Raw genomic sequence first — 17,667 nt, 5'->3', positions numbered from 1 at the left:
TAAAGTTTATATTGCATTATCCCTTTACTGCGCCCATCATGATACCTTTTTCAAAGTACCTTTGCATGAATGGATATACGCACAATATCGGAATTATTGTTACCATTGAAATAGTATATTTTATAACTTTACCGTTGAGCGCTGATTCAAGTACTGTCTGGCTTATACCTGATGTATTACCGGAAGACATAAGCGCTGCAAGGTTTGATGTTGTATTAAGGTAGATGTAAAGTCTGTGCTGCAGAGTATAGAGCTTTGGAGCAGACTGCATGAGAATAAGTGAATCCTGAAATGAGTTCCACTGGCCTACTGCACCAAAGACAGCTATTGTAGCAAGGATAGGCTTGGACAAAGGCCATATGATTGATGAGAAGATCTTCATCTTGCTGGCTCCGTCGAGCTGAGCACTCTCTTCAAGCTCTGCCGGTATTGAAGATTCTATATAGGTCTTGACCAAAATGATGTTGTAGGGAGCTACGATTCCCGGGATTATATACGCTGCAAAGCTGTTGGTAAGTCCCAGCATAGACATATTCAGATACCACGGGATGATACCTGCATTAAAGTACATTGTAACTATTATGAATCTGTACCATACGCTTCTGGCCCACATCTCTTTTTGTGTTACAAGATATCCTACAAAACCGGATGCTGTAACCATTAGTAATGTACCGATAACTGTTCTTGCTACAGTAACTGATGTAGATAAGAACAGATCATTAACTGCCATAAGTCTTACATAGTTACCAAAATGGATTCCTTGCGGTAAGAAGTTGATAAGTCCCTTTCTAACCAGTTCATTGTCTGAAATTGTATTAATGAAAAGATAGTAAAAAGGAAAAATACATATCAGTGTAAACAGAGCAAAAACAAGGTAATTGATAATATTGAAAATGATATCTCCGGCTGTTACTCTTCCGGGCTTTTTATGCTTTTTGTAATAGAGCCTTTCAGCTTTTTCATCAGCTCTTTCCTGTGCTGTTTTGGCCATAAGTTTCTCCTTATAAGATAAGCTATCCACTTGGGATAATACGTTTTATATATTTGTTTCCTGTCACAATCATCTATATCGGGTTCAATCAGATAGATATACTTAGACAATTTTTTTGATCATATAAGCATAAATGGCGGATCAAACGATTGTCTCGCCTCGTATAAGTTTGGATACGTTATTGGCAGTAAACAAAAGGATCACTGATACTACGGATTTGAGCATACCAACCGCTGTTGAGAAGGGGATAGCTCCGTTAACGATACCCATTTTGTATACATACAGATCCAGAACCATGATGTCTGTTGTATTGGTAGAATTTTCAAACACAAGGTACTGGTCCATACCGTTGGACAAGATTCCTGCGATAGACATAAGAAGCAGTACATAGAATGTAGGTAAGAGCCCCGGAACTGTTACGTGCCACATCCTCTGGAATCTTCCGGCTCCGTCAACTGTTGCTGCTTCATAAAGCTGCTGATCGATACCTGATATTCCTGCTATATAAATGATGGCGCTCCAGCCAAGTCCTTTCCAAAGGCCCCACATAAGCATCTTGAGCCATACATAGTCGCTGCTCATAAGGAAGTTCTTGCCCTGATCCCAAATTCCAAGATTTATCATAAGAGAACTGATAAATCCATCCGTTGAGAAAATTGAGAATGCTATGGCAAAAACCAAAACCCAGCTAATAAAGTTAGGAATAGTTGTAAATGTCTGCACGAATCTTCTGAATCTTGAATTCTTGATCTCCGAAAGGAAGATTGCAAAGACCATAGGCATCCAGCTTGTGAGGATACCAAGGAAACTCATTCCAAGAGTATTCTTCATAACTCTTATCATGTCTTTTCTTGTGGCTGCATTTCTTACAAGCTGTGTGAACCACTTGAATCCTACAAAGTTCTCCATAGAAAGTGTGTCACCTGACTTGTAATCAAAAAATGCATATCTCCAGCCAAAAAGTGGTAGATAACTAAATACAAATGTCAGAAGTAAAAAAGGCATAAGCATAAGGAAAAGCCTGTATTTGGTCTCCATATAGAATTTCTTTTCCTTAGGGGCTTTATAAGATATGATCAGCTCATATACCGATACTATAAGCATCACGATGAGAATTACTAAGAGCCCATAATAAAATGGCGGGAATGTTGGCTCTATCTTCTCTGGCTTCTTGGTAAGCGAAACCTGTGTATATGCTATATAGATACCCTGAAGAGCTGCCAATGATACGACACTTCCAGCGGTACTTAATATATTGCCCAGGCGTTTGCACTTGTTATTGCCAATAGATAGGCAGGCACCGATGCTGCAGGCAAATATACCGATACATACAAGAAGACTTGAAATATTATCAAGTCTCATAGTGCTCTCCAGTATCCATTCCTTCCTAAAAGCACGGCCGAAGTTATCTATGAGCGTTCCATATGAAAATCCGGCAGTTAAGAGTGAAATACTACGATTGACCATGCCGCTGATCCTTGCAGGGTTAACAGCAGGCAAAAAGATAATGACGAATAATAACATCGCGACAATGCGATAGACATAGTAGATCTTGTCAGATATTTTTGATTTTCCCACTTTGTTCCTCCCAGTCAGTAAAAAAATAAGTACTGAACCATACATCAAAAGTGTAACTTTTTGAGGTCTGATTCAGTACCTAAACTATTTAACTAAAAATACGGTAATTTTTAAACATTAGTTTAATTATGCCGGATTTGTATGGGAACATATAAATTAATGACTGTTCCTACGCCCTTGGTGGAATCTATAGTCATCGTATAGGGATCTTTGTACTTTAGTTTGATTCTGTTATAAACATTGGATATTCCAATACTGCTGCCATCATCAGACGGCGTCTTGATACTCTCTTTAAGTTCACTTAGCCTTTCTGCTGACATACCTTCACCATTATCTGTCACGGTTATCTTCAAAGCACTTTTAGAATCTTCTTCAGAGCTATCCAACATAACTTTTGTAATGTCTACTCTTATGATGCCATTACCTTCTTTTTCCCTAAGGCCGTGTTGTATTGCATTCTCTACAAGAGGCTGGATTATCAGAGGCATGGTCGTGACAGACTCAGGATCTATATCATCATCTATATGGATCTCATAGCCCACCTTGTCGCCAAATCTCATCTTCTGGATAGACAGATAATTCTCTACATGGTCAAGAGAACTTGCAAGACTTACTTCATCGCTATTGCCCTTATCAAGGACAAATCTTAACATCTTGCCAAGGATCTTGATGGCCTTTGCAACCTCCCTGTCACCCGCAGTTACTGCTTTCATCCTGATAGTTTCAAGAGTGTTATACAAAAAATGCGGATTGATCTGGCTTGTGAGCATCTTAAGCTCCATCTGGCTCTGCCTGCTTAGAAGCTCTTTTTTGTCAAGCTGCGCTTTATACATCTGTTCATTTTGCTGTTTGATCTCATGGGCTGTGATGACAAGATCAGAGAAAGCTTCTGATATCTCATCCTCTCCTTCAAGGGAAGGTACGATATCATACTCTCCGCTTGATACCTTGTGTACAGCACTTTTTAAAGTCACAACTCTATCAGAAAAATATCTTGAGAAAAGCCTCAGTATCTCATAAGGCACTATAAGAGCCAGCAAGAGGATTATTATGATAAATACAAGTATCACAATAAATCTACTTATAGAATTATAATCAATAGTAGTGATATATAGTCTGGAATCTACCCTGTAAGCAGAAAGAGTATTGCCATTTAGCATGGACATACGGCCATTTATGCGCTTAGTACCCTGATAGGTATAATGCTCCTTGCTGTAATCTACAGGTATAAGGTCCGTCAGCTCCTGCCCATAATATGAATTGTCAGAGCAAAAAGATACGCTGCCCTCATTGACAGATATCACCACGCTATACTGCTGCTCTCTAAGCCTGGTCCTTAAGTAGTTATCACTAAGTCTCATTACAAGAACCGCATGATACTTGGAATCTACAAGAGGGATCTGCCTGATAAGGCAGATATTATAGTAGGTCGTCCCATTCTCATCCTGCCGAGGAAGCCCTTCCCAGAATGCAGCCTTACGGCTTATAGCTTTCTGATACCATTTTGAATCCTTGATGGTATCCGTAGCTTCATAGAACTGCCTATAATCCTGAATGTAGGGATTGTCAGAGTAGATCTCTACACTTTCTATGGCAGTATATTCATAGTTATAACTGTCTATTATATCTATTTCATCTATAGTATCTTTTTCCTGATCAAAGCTTGTATATTCACATGACAAAGTATTCCACATGGACTGACTGTAGGCAAACTTCTCTGATATGTTATAAGCCTGAGTAGTTATTTCAAAAAGCGTTGTAGACACCCTCTGCCCATAAGATTCCAAGAGATTTCTGTTATATCCCGTGAACATAGAAAATGTACTGACCAGCAAAATAGTGCCTATAATACCAATAGGTACCAATCCTGCGATCATATATATTGATAATAACTGCTTTTGAATATTACCCTTGCTAAACCATTTCATATACAATACCCTTTACCGGATTAATATAACGGTGTTAGTTTACCACAAATAAACCGTTAAAAGAGTATTATTTAGCCAAACTTCCCACTTGGGCGAGGCAACTACACTATTTAGTATTTATCATGTAAGTGCAAAAAACTATGCCTTATTTGCCCAGTTGATTTATTTTACGTTTTTTTGAGGTTTGAACACTTTTTTACTATTATCACATTGATGATTGTCAGGATTATGAAGAATACAAAGCCTGCTGTAGATACTCCTTCAGCCATCTCTCTGGATGTATACCACTCAGGGTTACTTCCATTAGCACCGACTGAATTAGCGTTCTGATATATCTTAACAGTATCTCCTATATCATAATCATATCCAACTATCTTGTAGTGTCCATCTTCATTTTCACCTTTCATATAATCGGAAGTTCCTCTTACGCCTGATCCGATCTCATATTTGTCGGTTATAGTCACTCTCTCGCAGTCAATATCCTTTTCTCCGAAAGTATCTATACCATATCTTACTGTGCTGAAGATATTGAAGATAAGCATTAGTACAAGTATTACTTTTATTACTTTTTTCATTAATATTTTTGTCCTTTCTTTGCTCCAATTCTATTACATAGACTTTTGCTATTATACATACAATAATGAGCTTGTAAATAGTTTTCTGACGAATTACACATTTCATCCGGCAGGTGACATTTTTTATGTGATAAAAGGTAATCAAAACCGCCGCAATAAAGGTCATAAAATAAGCCGATGCATTCGCATCGGCTCTGATACTAATATGTTTAGTTTTCTTCTATAAGTGAATTGATCTTGGTAGCCATAACATCAAGAGCCATGTCATTCATTCCACTGTTGATAACAAGATCTGCATACATCTTGGTAGGCTCTACATAGAGATAGTGCATAGGCTTAACTGTTGTTAGGTACTGATCTACGATATTGTCTATATCTCTTCCTCTTTCCTTAACATCGCGAACTACTCGGCGCAGGATTCTCTCATCTGCGTCAGCTTCTACGAAGATCTTAATATCCATCTGGTCGCGAAGTCTCTCATCTGCAAGTACAAGGATACCTTCCAGAAGGATGATATTACTTGGATTTACAACTGTAACTTCATCTGAACGATTGTGCTGTGTATAGTCATAAACAGGACACTCAATTGACTTGCCAGCCTTAAGCATCTTAAGGTGCTCAAGAAGAAGGTCTGTTTCGAATGCATCAGGATGATCATAATTGATCTTTTTCCTTTCTTCAAAGGGAAGATCATCATGTGCTCTATAATAGTTGTCATAATAAAGGACGGTTACCTGATCCTTGAATATATGTTTGAGTCTGTTGGTAAAAGTGGACTTACCTGAGCCGGTTCCTCCTGCGATTCCTATAATAAACGGTGTCTTAGACATCTTTATTCCTCCTGAAAATAACTATAACTTGAAGCATGAATGCTGACTATCTGATCAAAGATAAAATGGATCATAAAACATAATCCATAGATTCCTGTTTTTCTTCAAAAAAATGAGAATCTATATGTTCATGATTGAAGAACATAAAAAATCATCGCGATATAGAATATCGCAAAATGCGTTGTATAGTCAATACCTCAATATAATTTGAGATAAAATCCCTAATAATTATACTATATCTGAGGATTATTTAGCTAAAAAGCTAGAACGTTTGGTCAAAAAATCACAGTATAAGACGCACTATTTTTGCGCGTAATTCCGTTTGTGCTTGACGTAGCAGAGATTTTATAGCAGTCTTCTCCCAGATTTTTCTCCATGGCAGGATCAAATACGTAGTAAGTTCCGTCAATTTCTACCTGAACCCAGGCCGCAGACTGGCTCTTACCTTCGCTATCTGTGATCACCCCAACTATAACTCTTGTCTTGTAGCCAAGGCTTGCAGCTATATACGCAAAGGCCGCAGACATGCCGTAAGAGTCTCCTACTTTGGTTGAAAGAGTCGATAGAGCTTTTTCACCGGTCCAGTTACCTGAAGGCACATAGAAATAGTCAGAGTACGTAGTATTCTCTATGAGACTATTGTAGCAGCTTCTAAGCTGTTCATTCTGTCTCATCTTGCTATCTGTATTGTCTGTTACAAACTGCGCTACAACGAGCATGAGGCCGTCATTGACAGGCATTAGATTGCCTCTGCCATCATCCCACATGACTCCGCTATCAGTATAGACAAGATGCGGATTTAATATATCCTGCTCTGCTGCTCCTGCTTCGCTATTGTAGGCTATAGTATTCTCTACCTGCTTCTTAAGATCAGTCTCTACGCCGTCGAGGGCATCTACTCCTATAGTGACCACAGAATCCGGTATATATGCTGACTTTCTTGCCTGAGGGAAACACAGAAGGGTTGTGAGCTTCTTATCATAAAGGCATCCGTCATAGGATGAATAATAGCGGTTATTCTCACTAACTGTGATCTCTTTGAGATTGAACATGTTGACAAAAGAATTGCTGGATATCTGCTTAACATTCTGCCCTATATGGATAGCTGTTATTTTCTCAGGCTTATCAAAAGTATTGACTGTAATAGTAGTTAGTTCTTCTGCTTTTGAATAAAGGGGGGTATTTATTACAACAAGAATAGCCGCAAGGATTACCACTGCGGCATTTCTAGTCATCTTCAATAATTTATTTAGAGCCAAATATTTTTTTACTGATATATTAGTAACACTTGTATATGACATGCAGCCTCTTGTCAGCTTCCCTGCTTATAGATTTAAAGTGCGATCCCTTCGCACACTATATAGCCTTTGTCAGCTTATCAATATACGCTGAACATTGCTCTTACATCAGCATAGCTTATCTCTTTGCCATCGCCGCCTTCAAGTGAACTCTTGCCATAGCCTGCAACGCCGTTTATACCATCTGCAAAGCCTTCCTGACCATCTACTATGACTCTGCACCACTGATCAGCGTATGTTCCTATATTGGCATGCTCCCAGCGTATTCCAAGATAATCAAGGATAAGTCCGAGAGCTCTTGTTGCACCTTCACTTGAATATTCGCGTGCTACAAATACTCCATAGGCTGTTCTGTAATTTTTGCCTGATGTTGTATATGTACCATCATTGCAGTATGCCTGCACTATACCGGCAGCATATGCACATTCAAGGACTTCTACTCCCGTTCCTTTTTTGGGAGTATAGTTTGCAGCTGCCTTTTTGATCTCAGTGGCTATCTGTGAAGCTTTGCTTCTTGCTATCTGTTCCTGTTTGGCACTCATGCCTCCGTTATCATGCTTGTTTATATCAATTACGGATACCGTATCGTCTCCGGATGGTACTACGACTTCTTCTGTAGCTATAAGCCTGTTGGCTATCCTTCCTTCAAATCTTCCATAAAGGGCATAGTGCATGATAAGCGCATATGGGTCCATTCCAAATGCAGCTCTTATATCCGCATAGTTCATGTAATAACAATAGGCATCATATTCTGCGCTATAATCAACGCCATTATATACAGTAGTAGCTGACAGAAGTATCTCATAGGGATCTTCTGCCCGGCTGACTATGGATGTACTTTCAAAAAACATTATCATCGTAAAGGCAGTTACAATGATTATAGAGACTGCTTTTTTTATTATTGATCTAACTGATTTGGATTTATTCATAAAGACCTCCCAAAATCGATGTGCTCACTCGTTTATATTTTCTTAAATCGTCCACTATGGTTATCGGCTTAATGAGATATTTTATTTATCATGACATTCAATTTATTATTACGTTCTTAAACCACTGCTTATGGTAATCTTGATTTAAGATTTTTTTCAGCATCTTATGATATGTTGTAGGATGTATGATGGAGCTGTGCATAGAAAGACTTTACTTCTTTCTTTTTTTTATATAGTACAATTATGTTAGGACCGTTCGTAAAGATATAGTGCTACATAAACATATGTCTTTTCTAGATAATAAAGCTAAAATTCATATGTTCTAAAAACTGTAACTATTACCTGAAAACACATAATGATGCAGGTGTCCAAAGCATCTCTGGGGCGCCTTAAATGGAGAATACATATGAGAATTCTTGTTGTTGAAGATGAGCAGATTCTGGCAGACTCAATAGTGGAGCTATTAAAATCAAATAACTACGAAGCAGAAGCTGCTTATGACGGTGTAGACGGACTTGATAAGGCACGCCTGCAAATATATGATCTTATAGTTCTGGATGTCATGCTCCCAAAGATCAATGGTTTTGAAGTTGCTACTACTCTTCGAAGAGAGCACAATGGAACCCCTATTCTAATGCTTACCGCAAAGTCTGATCTGGATGACAGAGTAAGAGGCCTTGACAGCGGCGCAGACTATTATCTTACAAAGCCTTTTGAATCAAGAGAGCTTATTGCCTGCATACGCGCTCTTACAAGGCGTCAGAAGGACCAGGTGGACGAGATAACCTTTGGAGACCTTAGACTTGACCTTACAGGCATAAGTATGAGCTGCGGAGCAGAAAGCATAAGACTATCTTCTAAGGAGTTCGATGTGCTGCGACTTCTGATGCAGGCCGGAAGCAGCAACATTCCAAAATCAAGGATTCTCGATCAGGTATGGGGCTATGACTCAGAAGCTATTGAGAATAATGTAGAAGTATATGTGGCTTTTCTTCGTAAGAAGCTTAAAAAGTTGGGGAGCAGCGTAAACATATGCGCAGTTCGCGGCGTTGGGTATCACTTGGAGTGAATACCAAATCTATTTGGAACAAAGGATTGATTATATGATCAAAAGATTACAACAAAGATTTATCGTAATAATGATTATCATAGCCACGATACTACTTGGAATTCTCTTTGTAAGTATCCCTATATTAGAATCTAATCTTGCAAGAAGCAATGCTTCCAATGCTCTTAATGTTATCCTTGATAAGCCTGAAGAGATTCTTTCTCCAAGGGACAATGCTTCCTCGCTTACATATTCCGCTTTTTATGTCAATCATGTAGGAACTATCACAAGATACTACAGCATGCAGTACAGTAGAAGCCAGCTCGAACAGATCTATCGAGAGATACAAAGTGATTATTACGGGGAGTCAGACTTTATGCTTGAAAACTCCCACCTTTACTATAACTATTCAAAGTCAGCTGCAGGAACCTGGTATGCTATTGAAAGTTCCATGGAAGATGAATTATATACTGATTCTCTTTTCAGGACATGTATGCTAATGTACGTAGTATCACTTGTCATTGTAAGTATTATGACCATATATCTTTCAAAATGGATAATAAAACCTACGGAATTTGCCTGGAACCAGCAAAAACAGTTTATAGCAGATGCATCTCACGAGCTCAAGACTCCTCTGACAGTCATCCTGACCAATGCAGAGCTATTGAACAAAAACGAAACCTCTTCCACTTCTCAAAATAAATACATTTCAAACATACTCACAGAATCTCATCAAATGAAGACTCTTATAACCCACCTTCTTGATCTTGCCCGTATAGACAGGGGTATACCAAAAGAAAACTTCATTCCTGTAGATATTTCCGGACTGGTTACAGATGAGTCTTTGGTTATGGAAGTTGAACTTTTCGAAAGAGGCCACCTACTTGAAACAAATGTAGATGAAAAACTTTTTGTCAAAGGTGATCTCAGCAAACTTCGTGAAGTCATCGATATTCTCCTTGATAATGCCGGAAAATATGCTTATGACGGCACAGCCATCAAGATGTCACTCTCAAAGCAATATTCTTCTAATATTCTGTTGTCTGTGTCCAACAAAGGTGACAAGCTTTCTGATAAGGAGCTTAGAGATATTTTCACAAGATTTTATAGGACAGATTCTTCCAGGTCTCATAATGGAAGCTATGGACTTGGCCTATCAATAGCCAAGGAGATCATAAACCAGCATGGTGGTATGATATGGGCAGAATGTACAGATGATGAGATTATATTCAAAGTAAAACTCCCTATGCTTTGCTTACACAGGGAGTAATAATCACATTGGTTTTCTTCCTTCTTTTTTGCCATAGACAGGCTTGGCATTTTTCAGTTCATCATAGAGAACTTTATAGTTCTCGTATCTGATACGGGATATAAGGCCTTTTTCTACAGCTCTTTTGACGCCGCAGTCAGGTTCTGTAATATGAGAACAGCCTCCAAATCTGCACTCCGGCTCATAAGCTTCGAATTCAGGATAATATAAGGGAAGTTCTCTGGTAGTTACATCTTTAAGGTACAATGAAGTAAATCCGGGCGTATCCATGATATAGGTATCAAGACTTAAGCCTTCTACATGAAAGAGTTCTGAATGTCTTGTGGTATTCTTACCTCTTTCTATTTTTTTGGATAATTCTCCTGTTTCCATCATAGCTTTAGGATGCAGGAGATTTATAAGAGATGACTTACCTACACCACTTGGTCCTGCAAGTACTGTAGTCTTGCCCTTTAGAAGACTCTTAAGTTCATCTATTCCATTGCCGTTTACAACGCTTATGAAAAGGACCTTATATCCGCACTTCTCATAGGTTTCTTCCAGTTCTCTTTGTTCTTCTTCACCTGCTATATCCTGTTTATTAAAGCATATGATAACCGGAAGATTCTGCTGTTTCATCATTATAAGGAATCTGTCCAGAAGGTTATAGGATGGATCCGGATGAACTATTGCAAATACTATAAGAGCCTGATCAACATTTACAACAGGTGGTCTTAATAATTCATTCATGCGTGGAAGGATCTTTATTACATTGCCGGTGGCATCATCTTCAGATACTACATCCATAAGAACGTCATCACCTACCAGCGGCTTAACCTTCTGTTGCCTGAATATACCTTTTGCACGGCACTCATACAGCTTGCCGGAAGGAGTATCTATATAATAAAAACCTGCTATTCCTTTTATAATCTTTCCTTGCATTAAATCTCCAATTATTGCATCTGCGTAAGCGAAACTGTCCTTGTTACTGACTGTGTCACAGTTCCAGACTCGGTATTGACTACAAAACTCATCTCAAGAGTTGCAGTTGTTGAGGATGTGTACGCCTGATTCTGACTCTGTATCACAGATATAGGAAAAGAACTTGTAGCAGAACTGAACAAAAGTGTTCCGTCAGCTGCTGTTATCGTAACATTAACTGTAGTTCCGCTGGTATAATAGGTGTTCTCTGTAGGTGCTTCTATATTGCCTACAAATACATATGCTGCTGCCGCCTTAGGTCCTACAGAAACCTCAAGATTGATTGTTGAGTCTGTGGATACTTTGGTTCCCTTGGCAGGAGTCTGATTGATCACAAGATCTGTAAGTGAAGCATCTTCATTATTGACCATAACTACATTGATATTGCTGTTAGAAAAGCCCATCTCCACGAGCTCAAGTCTTGCCGAAGCTTCATCAAGGCCTATAACACTAGGCATTACAACTTCATTAGCACTAGACTCTGAAGAAGCGGTATCAGATGCAGCCATATGCGCACCTGTACTTACTGTTATGGTAACTGTAGTTCCGCTTGCCTGCCTTGTATCCTTTGACGGAGTCTGCGCTACAACTACATTTTTAGCTTCAGAACTTTCATTATCATCTACTTTTTCAACTTTAAACCCCTTGTCCTGAAGGGTAGTCTTGGCTTCTATGTAGGACATGCCTACAACATCAGGAACTATGATCCCTGATGCATCAGATCCTGCTGCCTGAGTAGACGAAACGGTAGCTGAGCTTCCTGTCGTACCTGCCCCAAAAAGCCCCATGTGTCCACCTACAATAAAAGCAATTATAACAAATACAAGTACAACTGCAACTACAGCCATAAGTATCATTATCTTGTCAAGACTATCGTCTGATCTGACGTCTTTCCTTTTCTTGCTGCCGGGTCTGTAGGATCTGTCATAAACGTAATCACCTTCATCGTACTCATCACGATAATTCTTGTCATTTGATGTACGCTGTGAATTAGGGCTGCTCTGTATATCCCTGCTATTACGGTTGTTCCTTACAGTTTTGATCTGATCATCAGAACCTATCGTGCCGGTATCGTTTAGGCGCATCTCACCTGTTTTACCGCCCTGAGGGTTACCATTTCTGATCATCTCCTGCTCATCGTCAGATGCTATTCTGGTAGCACCTTCTTCATCAGGATCAACAAGTACCACAAAATCTTCATTAGGTGTGATAAGTGAGCGCTTCAGATCCTTAATAAGATCTGTAGCATTCTGGTATCTGCGATCAGGAGATTTCTGGCAACACTTAAGGATTATCTTCTCAACACTTATAGGAAGATCCGGAGCATATATAGAAGGAGACGGGAACTGTTCCTGAATATGCTTTATCGCAATAGCAACTGTTGTATCACCGTTAAAAGGAACACGTCCTGTTACCATCTCAAACAAGGTTACACCAAGTGAATAGATATCGCTCTTGGCATCAGAAAAACCACCTCTTGCCTGTTCAGGAGAAGTGTAATGTACTGATCCCATTACATTTGAAGTAATAGTATTACTGGACGCAGCCTTGGCTATACCAAAATCAGTAACCTTGACCTTGCCGTCCTTACTGATCATGATATTCTGAGGCTTAATGTCACGATGGACTATGTTGTTCTTATGAGCAGCATCGAGTCCCATTGCGACCTGTATTCCTATACTTACAGCTTCCTTGACTGTAAGTCTTGATTTCTTTTCAATATATTTCTTTAAAGTTATTCCATCTACAAGCTCCATTACGAAGTAGTAGACTCCCTTATCATTGCCTACATCATAGACATTGACAATATTTGGATGCATCAGGCCAGCTGCTGCCTGTGCTTCAGAACGAAACTTCTGTACAAAATTCTGGTTCTCTGAAAATTCCTGCTTCAGTACCTTGACTGCAACAGGACGATTTAATTTATGATCAAGTGCTCTGTATACATCGGACATTCCGCCAGTTCCGATTTTTTCCTGAATTTCATAGCGGTCGCCGATGATCATCCCGATTCTAATCATCTATCTTCCTCCGAGATTTCAATAAGGATAACTGAAATGTTGTCTTTACCACCATTCTCATTGGCAGCATTTACAAGTACTCGGGCCTTATCCTCTATCTCACCCTGCCTGTTGACTATATCCCTGATTGCATCATCGCTCAGCATATTGGTAAGACCATCTGAACACATCAGTATAATATCGCCAGCATTAATCTCTTCCTGGAAAAAGTCGATATCCAGTTTGTCTGTAGCTCCTACAGCTCTGGTTATTATATTCTTGTCAATGTGATTACGCGCAGCTTCTCTGTCGATACCACCCATTCTGACCATCTCTTCAACAAGAGAATGGTCTCTGGTAATCTGTCTGATATTATCGCCATTTATGATATATAATCTGCTGTCTCCGATATTGGCTACCTGCAGAAAATGTCCCATTATAGTAGCTGCGACAAGAGTCGTTCCCATACCTTTCATACTAATATCTTCTTCTGCAACGCGGCGAAGCTTGGCATTAGCATTCTGTATAGACTGATTCAGAATCTTAACAGGGCTCTGTTCAAAAGAGCCTTCTATTCCTTCAACTATTTTATTCACACTGAAACGTGACGCATAATCTCCTGCATTATGTCCTCCCATACCATCGGCAACAATAAAGAGATTGGACAGATTTCCAATTCTCTCTTGGGATTCAAATACATAATCCTGGTTCAGCTCGCGTTCTTTTCCAATGTCAGTTATGGAAAACGATTTGATCAAGATACTCCTCCATCCGGCCGTAATTGAGCCGAGATTAAAATTAGCAGGTCAATTTTCGTTAAGGTGTCTTCTGCGAAGCTGTCCGCATGCACCGTCAATATCCCTGCCCATTTCCCTTCTTATAGTAACATTTATTCCGCTTTTTTCAAGTTTATTTTTGAAAGCAAGGGCATTCTCCCGTGTCGGAGCCGCAAAGTCACGCTCTTTGATAGGATTTACAGGGATAAGGTTTACTATTGCATTAAGACCTTTTAAAAGTTCTGACAGTTTCTGGGCATCTTCCGTAGTATCATTAACTCCGGCTACAAGCGAATACTCAAATGTAAGCTGTCTTCCGGTTTCATTAAAATAATAGCGACAGGCATCAATAACATCAGAAAGCTCATACTTATTGGCTATAGGCATAAGTTTCTGTCTCTTCTCCTGATTTGAAGCATGTAAAGACAGGGCAAGATTGATAGAAAAATGTTCTCCTGCAAGCTCTCTGATCTTAGGAACAAGGCCGCATGTAGACACAGTCAGATTCCTCTGACTCATGTTCATACCATCTTCACCTGTAAGCATACGTATAAATACCAGTAGATTGTCATAGTTATCAAGTGGCTCACCTGAACCCATTACTACTACGTGAGATATCTTCTGTCCTGTGATCCTGGAAATTGCATATATCTGATCCAGCATCTCTCCTGGCATCAAGGATCTTACTACGCCGTCTATAGTAGAAGCACAGAATCTGCATCCCATACGGCATCCAACCTGAGATGATATACATACGCTACAACCAAACTTATACTTCATAAATACGCTTTCGATGACATTGCCATCAGAAAGTCCGAAGAGAAATTTCTTGGTCTCATCAAGCTTAGATTCCTGAACATCTACTACTTTTAGCGATGTATAGGAATACGAAACTTTAAGCTTTTCTTTGAGAGACTTTGGTATATTGGTCATCTCATCATAGCTTCCTGCCATCTTTTTGTGCATCCATTCATAAAGCTGCTTGGCACGAAACTTAGGTTCGCCAAGGCTTATGATAGCTTGTGTAAGCTCTGGAAGAGGCATTGATTTTATATCAGGAAGTGTATCTGATATTTTGTTATCTATGTTGTTGTCTATATTACTATCATTCATTACTTTTTCCTATTTTGGGATAATGCTCATATTACTTTTAATCCCATTATTCTATATTACTTTAAAGCTGATATCCTTAACTTACCTCTTCTATTCTATATTACTTTAAAGCTGATATTCTTAACTAATCGCTTGTATTCATATCACAATCTTATTATGTTCTGGATATCAGATCATGTATTCAGACTCTTCTAAGCTTAGCCAAAAAGAATCCGTCTGTATCGTATACTCCAGGCAGAAGCTGAAGGTATCCTTTTGAAAGGCTTTCTTCATTTCTAAGCGCAGAAGGAACAGACATAGTAATATCCACTCTTTCAAAGGGCAGATTCTCACAGATATAATCAACCATCTTCTCATTCTCATAAGGGTTGATAGTACAGGTCGAATACATCATGATTCCGCCCGGTTTTACATAATTCCAGACATTTTCAAGGATCTTTTGCTGTAAACAAGAGAGCGATTTAAGTGACTTTTGGGATGCTCCATACTTTATATCGGCCTTTCTTCCTATAATTCCAAGACCTGAACATGGCAGATCGCAGTACAGAACGTCAGCTTTATTTTCAAAAGCTTCATCATGTTCCAAAGCATCATGAACTTCAACAGTCACGATATCAGAAAGCCCCATTCTATCAACATTTTCCTCGATTATTCTTGTCTTAAAGCCAGTAAGATCCCGGGAATAGACATGAGGTTTTTCGTCACAGGGCTCAGCGTTTTTTTCCAATGCTGCAAGCTTAGCTGCAGCATGCAAGGCTTTACCTCCGGGAGCACTGCACACATCTATTACGACATCTCCTTTTTTAAGGCCTGCAACTTCACTTACAAGCATCGAGCTAACGTCCTGAACCATCCAGTTGCCTTCTTCATAACCTGGCAGATACTGGATATTATCTGTGTGTGTCAGCTCATATGCATATGGCAGAAGTTCATGCTGCTTGATAGCAAAATTGTCTCCGGATTCCTCTATCATAGAGTCTGCAAGTCTTTTCATTTCCTCCTTGGACAGTCTCTCGTCCATCCTGATGGTTACAGGACGCGGATTTAAAAAAGCTTTAAGAATGTCTTCTGTCTGATCGTATCCATAATTTTTAAGGAAAAGATCACATATAAACTCTGGCATGGAATAGGTTACAGAAAGGCTGGTGATCTGACTTTTTTTATCCTTTTTTGAAGGCGCAGGAAAGGTTATCTTATCCTTCTGCCTTGAGATATTTCTAAGAACACCATTTACAAATCCCTTGAGATTCTTAAATCCTCTTTTGCCTGCCAGATTAACTGCTTCGTTGATCGCAGCGCTGTCAGGAACCTGATCCATATAGAAAATCTGATACACACTCATCCTAAGAAGACTTCTTATGAGTGGCTTTTGCTTTGCAGTTTTGACACTTGCAAAGCTATCTGTTATATAATCAAGTGTTATACGACGTTCAAGACTTCCCTGGGCCAGCTTTTTGATAAAAGCTTTCTGCCTGGGCTCCAGATAGTCATATTTTCCCAGAACATCACGAATAAGGGAGTGCGATGCATCTCCCTTATCTGTTTCCATTATTATATCAAGTGCTATTTCTCTTTCACTAATCATTATCTTCTTCTGTTGTCTCTAAGTATAAGGAGTCTAACAAGACTCATCACAGATGCAGCGGCTGCTGCAACATATGTAAGAGCTGCTGCGGTGAGTACTTTCCTTGCTCCGCCAACTTCTTCCTGTCCCATCATTCCGTAGCCTTCAAGCATTGAAAGTGCTCTTCTTGATGCGTCGAATTCTACAGGAAGTGTTACTATCTGGAATAAAACTGCAAGTGAGAATACCCAGATTCCTATAGTTGTTAACGGCTCAAATGCAAGTATAAGTCCAAGTATTACAATATATATACCAAATCTTGATCCGATGTTGGCAGCCGGTACCAGAGCTGTTCGGATCTGAAGCGGAACATATCCTGTCTCATGCTGCATTACATGTCCGCACTCATGTGCTGCTACGCCAAGCGCCGCAACAGATGTAGAATTGTAGACAGAATCAGAAAGGTTAACTGTCTGTGTTCTCGGATCATAATGGTCTGTAAGTTCTCCTCTTACATGCTGTACCTGAACGTTCATCACATTGTTGGCTTCCAGGATGCGTCTTGCTGCTTCTGCGCCTGTGAGTCCTCGCATATTAGCAATCCTTGCATATCTGTTGTATGACGATTTTACATTCCAGCTTGCCAGAAGACTTAGAAGCGCTCCGGCGATTACAAGAATATATGTCCAGTCAAAATAATAATAACCCATTATAATACCTCCTTATGACTCTATATCTACGGTCACGAGTCATATTATCATGTAAAGATTTAATCTTAAGTCTTTTATTTTTTATGCTGACTTATTA

At 39.4% G+C, this 17,667-nt stretch carries 15 protein-coding genes; 2 read left to right on the top strand and 13 right to left on the bottom strand.

From position 1 onward, the window contains the following. Positions 1–16: 16 nt before the first annotated feature. The 7 genes from I7804_RS07710 to I7804_RS07680 form a co-directional block, all read right to left on the bottom strand. On the bottom strand, positions 17–991 hold the full coding sequence (locus I7804_RS07710; protein ID WP_022754922.1) for a carbohydrate ABC transporter permease: 975 nt from the start codon (positions 989–991) through the stop codon (positions 17–19). 141 nt (positions 992–1,132) lie between these two features. Beyond that, positions 1,133–2,569 carry an ABC transporter permease subunit gene (locus I7804_RS07705; protein WP_022754923.1) on the bottom strand — a complete coding sequence of 479 codons (1,437 nt, stop codon included), beginning with the start codon at positions 2,567–2,569 and terminating at the stop codon, positions 1,133–1,135. 122 nt (positions 2,570–2,691) lie between these two features. Continuing rightward, a complete protein-coding gene (locus tag I7804_RS07700) occupies positions 2,692–4,446 on the bottom strand; it encodes a sensor histidine kinase (RefSeq protein WP_248405780.1) in 1,755 nt (584 codons plus the stop codon). Positions 4,447–4,664: 218 nt separating this feature from the next. Beyond that, a complete protein-coding gene (locus I7804_RS07695; protein ID WP_248405778.1) occupies positions 4,665–5,072 on the bottom strand; it encodes a hypothetical protein in 408 nt (135 codons plus the stop codon). A 209-nt stretch (positions 5,073–5,281) separates the two neighbouring features. Further along, positions 5,282–5,902, bottom strand: a complete 621-nt coding sequence (gene udk / locus I7804_RS07690) for a uridine kinase (protein WP_022757846.1) — start codon at positions 5,900–5,902, stop codon at positions 5,282–5,284. A 275-nt stretch (positions 5,903–6,177) separates the two neighbouring features. Next, positions 6,178–7,203: a transglutaminase domain-containing protein gene (locus I7804_RS07685; protein ID WP_248405776.1), complete on the bottom strand. Its 1,026-nt coding sequence runs from the start codon at positions 7,201–7,203 to the stop codon at positions 6,178–6,180. A 77-nt stretch (positions 7,204–7,280) separates the two neighbouring features. Next, complete coding sequence (locus I7804_RS07680; RefSeq protein ID WP_248405775.1) at positions 7,281–8,129, bottom strand: hypothetical protein; 849 nt, start codon at positions 8,127–8,129, stop codon at positions 7,281–7,283. Positions 8,130–8,535: 406 nt separating this feature from the next. Here I7804_RS07680 and I7804_RS07675 point away from each other — a divergent pair, with 406 nt between their 5' ends. Beyond that, on the top strand, positions 8,536–9,198 hold the full coding sequence (locus I7804_RS07675; RefSeq protein ID WP_022755455.1) for a response regulator transcription factor: 663 nt from the start codon (positions 8,536–8,538) through the stop codon (positions 9,196–9,198). 34 nt (positions 9,199–9,232) lie between these two features. Beyond that, positions 9,233–10,447, top strand: a complete 1,215-nt coding sequence (locus tag I7804_RS07670; protein ID WP_248405773.1) for a sensor histidine kinase — start codon at positions 9,233–9,235, stop codon at positions 10,445–10,447. A 3-nt stretch (positions 10,448–10,450) separates the two neighbouring features. On the opposite strand, the gene rsgA is transcribed toward I7804_RS07670, so the two are convergent. From rsgA to I7804_RS07640, 6 genes are all read right to left on the bottom strand, one after another. Continuing rightward, positions 10,451–11,368, bottom strand: coding sequence for a ribosome small subunit-dependent GTPase A (rsgA, locus tag I7804_RS07665; RefSeq protein ID WP_022757851.1), 918 nt, complete (start codon positions 11,366–11,368; stop codon positions 10,451–10,453). Positions 11,369–11,379: 11 nt separating this feature from the next. Further along, positions 11,380–13,428: a Stk1 family PASTA domain-containing Ser/Thr kinase gene (gene pknB / locus I7804_RS07660; RefSeq protein WP_248405772.1), complete on the bottom strand. Its 2,049-nt coding sequence runs from the start codon at positions 13,426–13,428 to the stop codon at positions 11,380–11,382. Further along, on the bottom strand, positions 13,425–14,165 hold the full coding sequence (locus tag I7804_RS07655; RefSeq protein ID WP_022755451.1) for a Stp1/IreP family PP2C-type Ser/Thr phosphatase: 741 nt from the start codon (positions 14,163–14,165) through the stop codon (positions 13,425–13,427). The genes pknB and I7804_RS07655 overlap by 4 nt, the downstream gene beginning before the upstream one ends. A 48-nt stretch (positions 14,166–14,213) precedes the next feature. After that, positions 14,214–15,296, bottom strand: coding sequence for a 23S rRNA (adenine(2503)-C(2))-methyltransferase RlmN (gene rlmN / locus I7804_RS07650; protein WP_282570503.1), 1,083 nt, complete (start codon positions 15,294–15,296; stop codon positions 14,214–14,216). Between the two features lie 181 nt (positions 15,297–15,477). Beyond that, a complete protein-coding gene (rsmB, locus tag I7804_RS07645) occupies positions 15,478–16,881 on the bottom strand; it encodes a 16S rRNA (cytosine(967)-C(5))-methyltransferase RsmB (protein WP_248405770.1) in 1,404 nt (467 codons plus the stop codon). After that, positions 16,881–17,570, bottom strand: coding sequence for a zinc metallopeptidase (locus I7804_RS07640; RefSeq protein ID WP_022755448.1), 690 nt, complete (start codon positions 17,568–17,570; stop codon positions 16,881–16,883). Before I7804_RS07640 ends, rsmB begins: the two co-directional genes overlap by 1 nt. Between the last annotated feature and the right edge of the window lie 97 nt (positions 17,571–17,667).

The organism is Butyrivibrio fibrisolvens, from assembly GCF_023206215.1.
In the GTDB taxonomy this organism is placed as follows: Bacteria; Bacillota; Clostridia; order Lachnospirales; family Lachnospiraceae; genus Butyrivibrio; species Butyrivibrio fibrisolvens_C.
Note: the sequence above shows the minus strand (reverse complement) of the source record. Positions and strands in the feature narration are given on the sequence as shown.

Excerpts from the sequence above, each read along its gene's own strand:
- I7804_RS07710 (WP_022754922.1), bottom strand. The coding sequence starts at position 991 with ATGGCCAAAACAGCACAGGAAAGAGCTGATGAAAAAGCTGAAAGGCTC.
- I7804_RS07700 (WP_248405780.1), bottom strand. The coding sequence starts at position 4,446 with ATGATCGCAGGATTGGTACCTATTGGTATTATAGGCACTATTTTGCTG.
- I7804_RS07695 (WP_248405778.1), bottom strand. The coding sequence starts at position 5,072 with ATGAAAAAAGTAATAAAAGTAATACTTGTACTAATGCTTATCTTCAAT.
- udk (WP_022757846.1), bottom strand. The coding sequence starts at position 5,902 with ATGTCTAAGACACCGTTTATTATAGGAATCGCAGGAGGAACCGGCTCA.
- I7804_RS07685 (WP_248405776.1), bottom strand. The coding sequence starts at position 7,203 with ATGTCATATACAAGTGTTACTAATATATCAGTAAAAAAATATTTGGCT.
- I7804_RS07680 (WP_248405775.1), bottom strand. The coding sequence starts at position 8,129 with ATGAATAAATCCAAATCAGTTAGATCAATAATAAAAAAAGCAGTCTCT.
- I7804_RS07675 (WP_022755455.1), top strand. The coding sequence starts at position 8,536 with ATGAGAATTCTTGTTGTTGAAGATGAGCAGATTCTGGCAGACTCAATA.
- I7804_RS07670 (WP_248405773.1), top strand. The coding sequence starts at position 9,233 with ATGATCAAAAGATTACAACAAAGATTTATCGTAATAATGATTATCATA.
- rsgA (WP_022757851.1), bottom strand. The coding sequence starts at position 11,368 with ATGCAAGGAAAGATTATAAAAGGAATAGCAGGTTTTTATTATATAGAT.
- pknB (WP_248405772.1), bottom strand. The coding sequence starts at position 13,428 with ATGATTAGAATCGGGATGATCATCGGCGACCGCTATGAAATTCAGGAA.
- rlmN (WP_282570503.1), bottom strand. The coding sequence starts at position 15,296 with ATGAATGATAGTAATATAGACAACAACATAGATAACAAAATATCAGAT.
- rsmB (WP_248405770.1), bottom strand. The coding sequence starts at position 16,881 with ATGATTAGTGAAAGAGAAATAGCACTTGATATAATAATGGAAACAGAT.
- I7804_RS07640 (WP_022755448.1), bottom strand. The coding sequence starts at position 17,570 with ATGGGTTATTATTATTTTGACTGGACATATATTCTTGTAATCGCCGGA.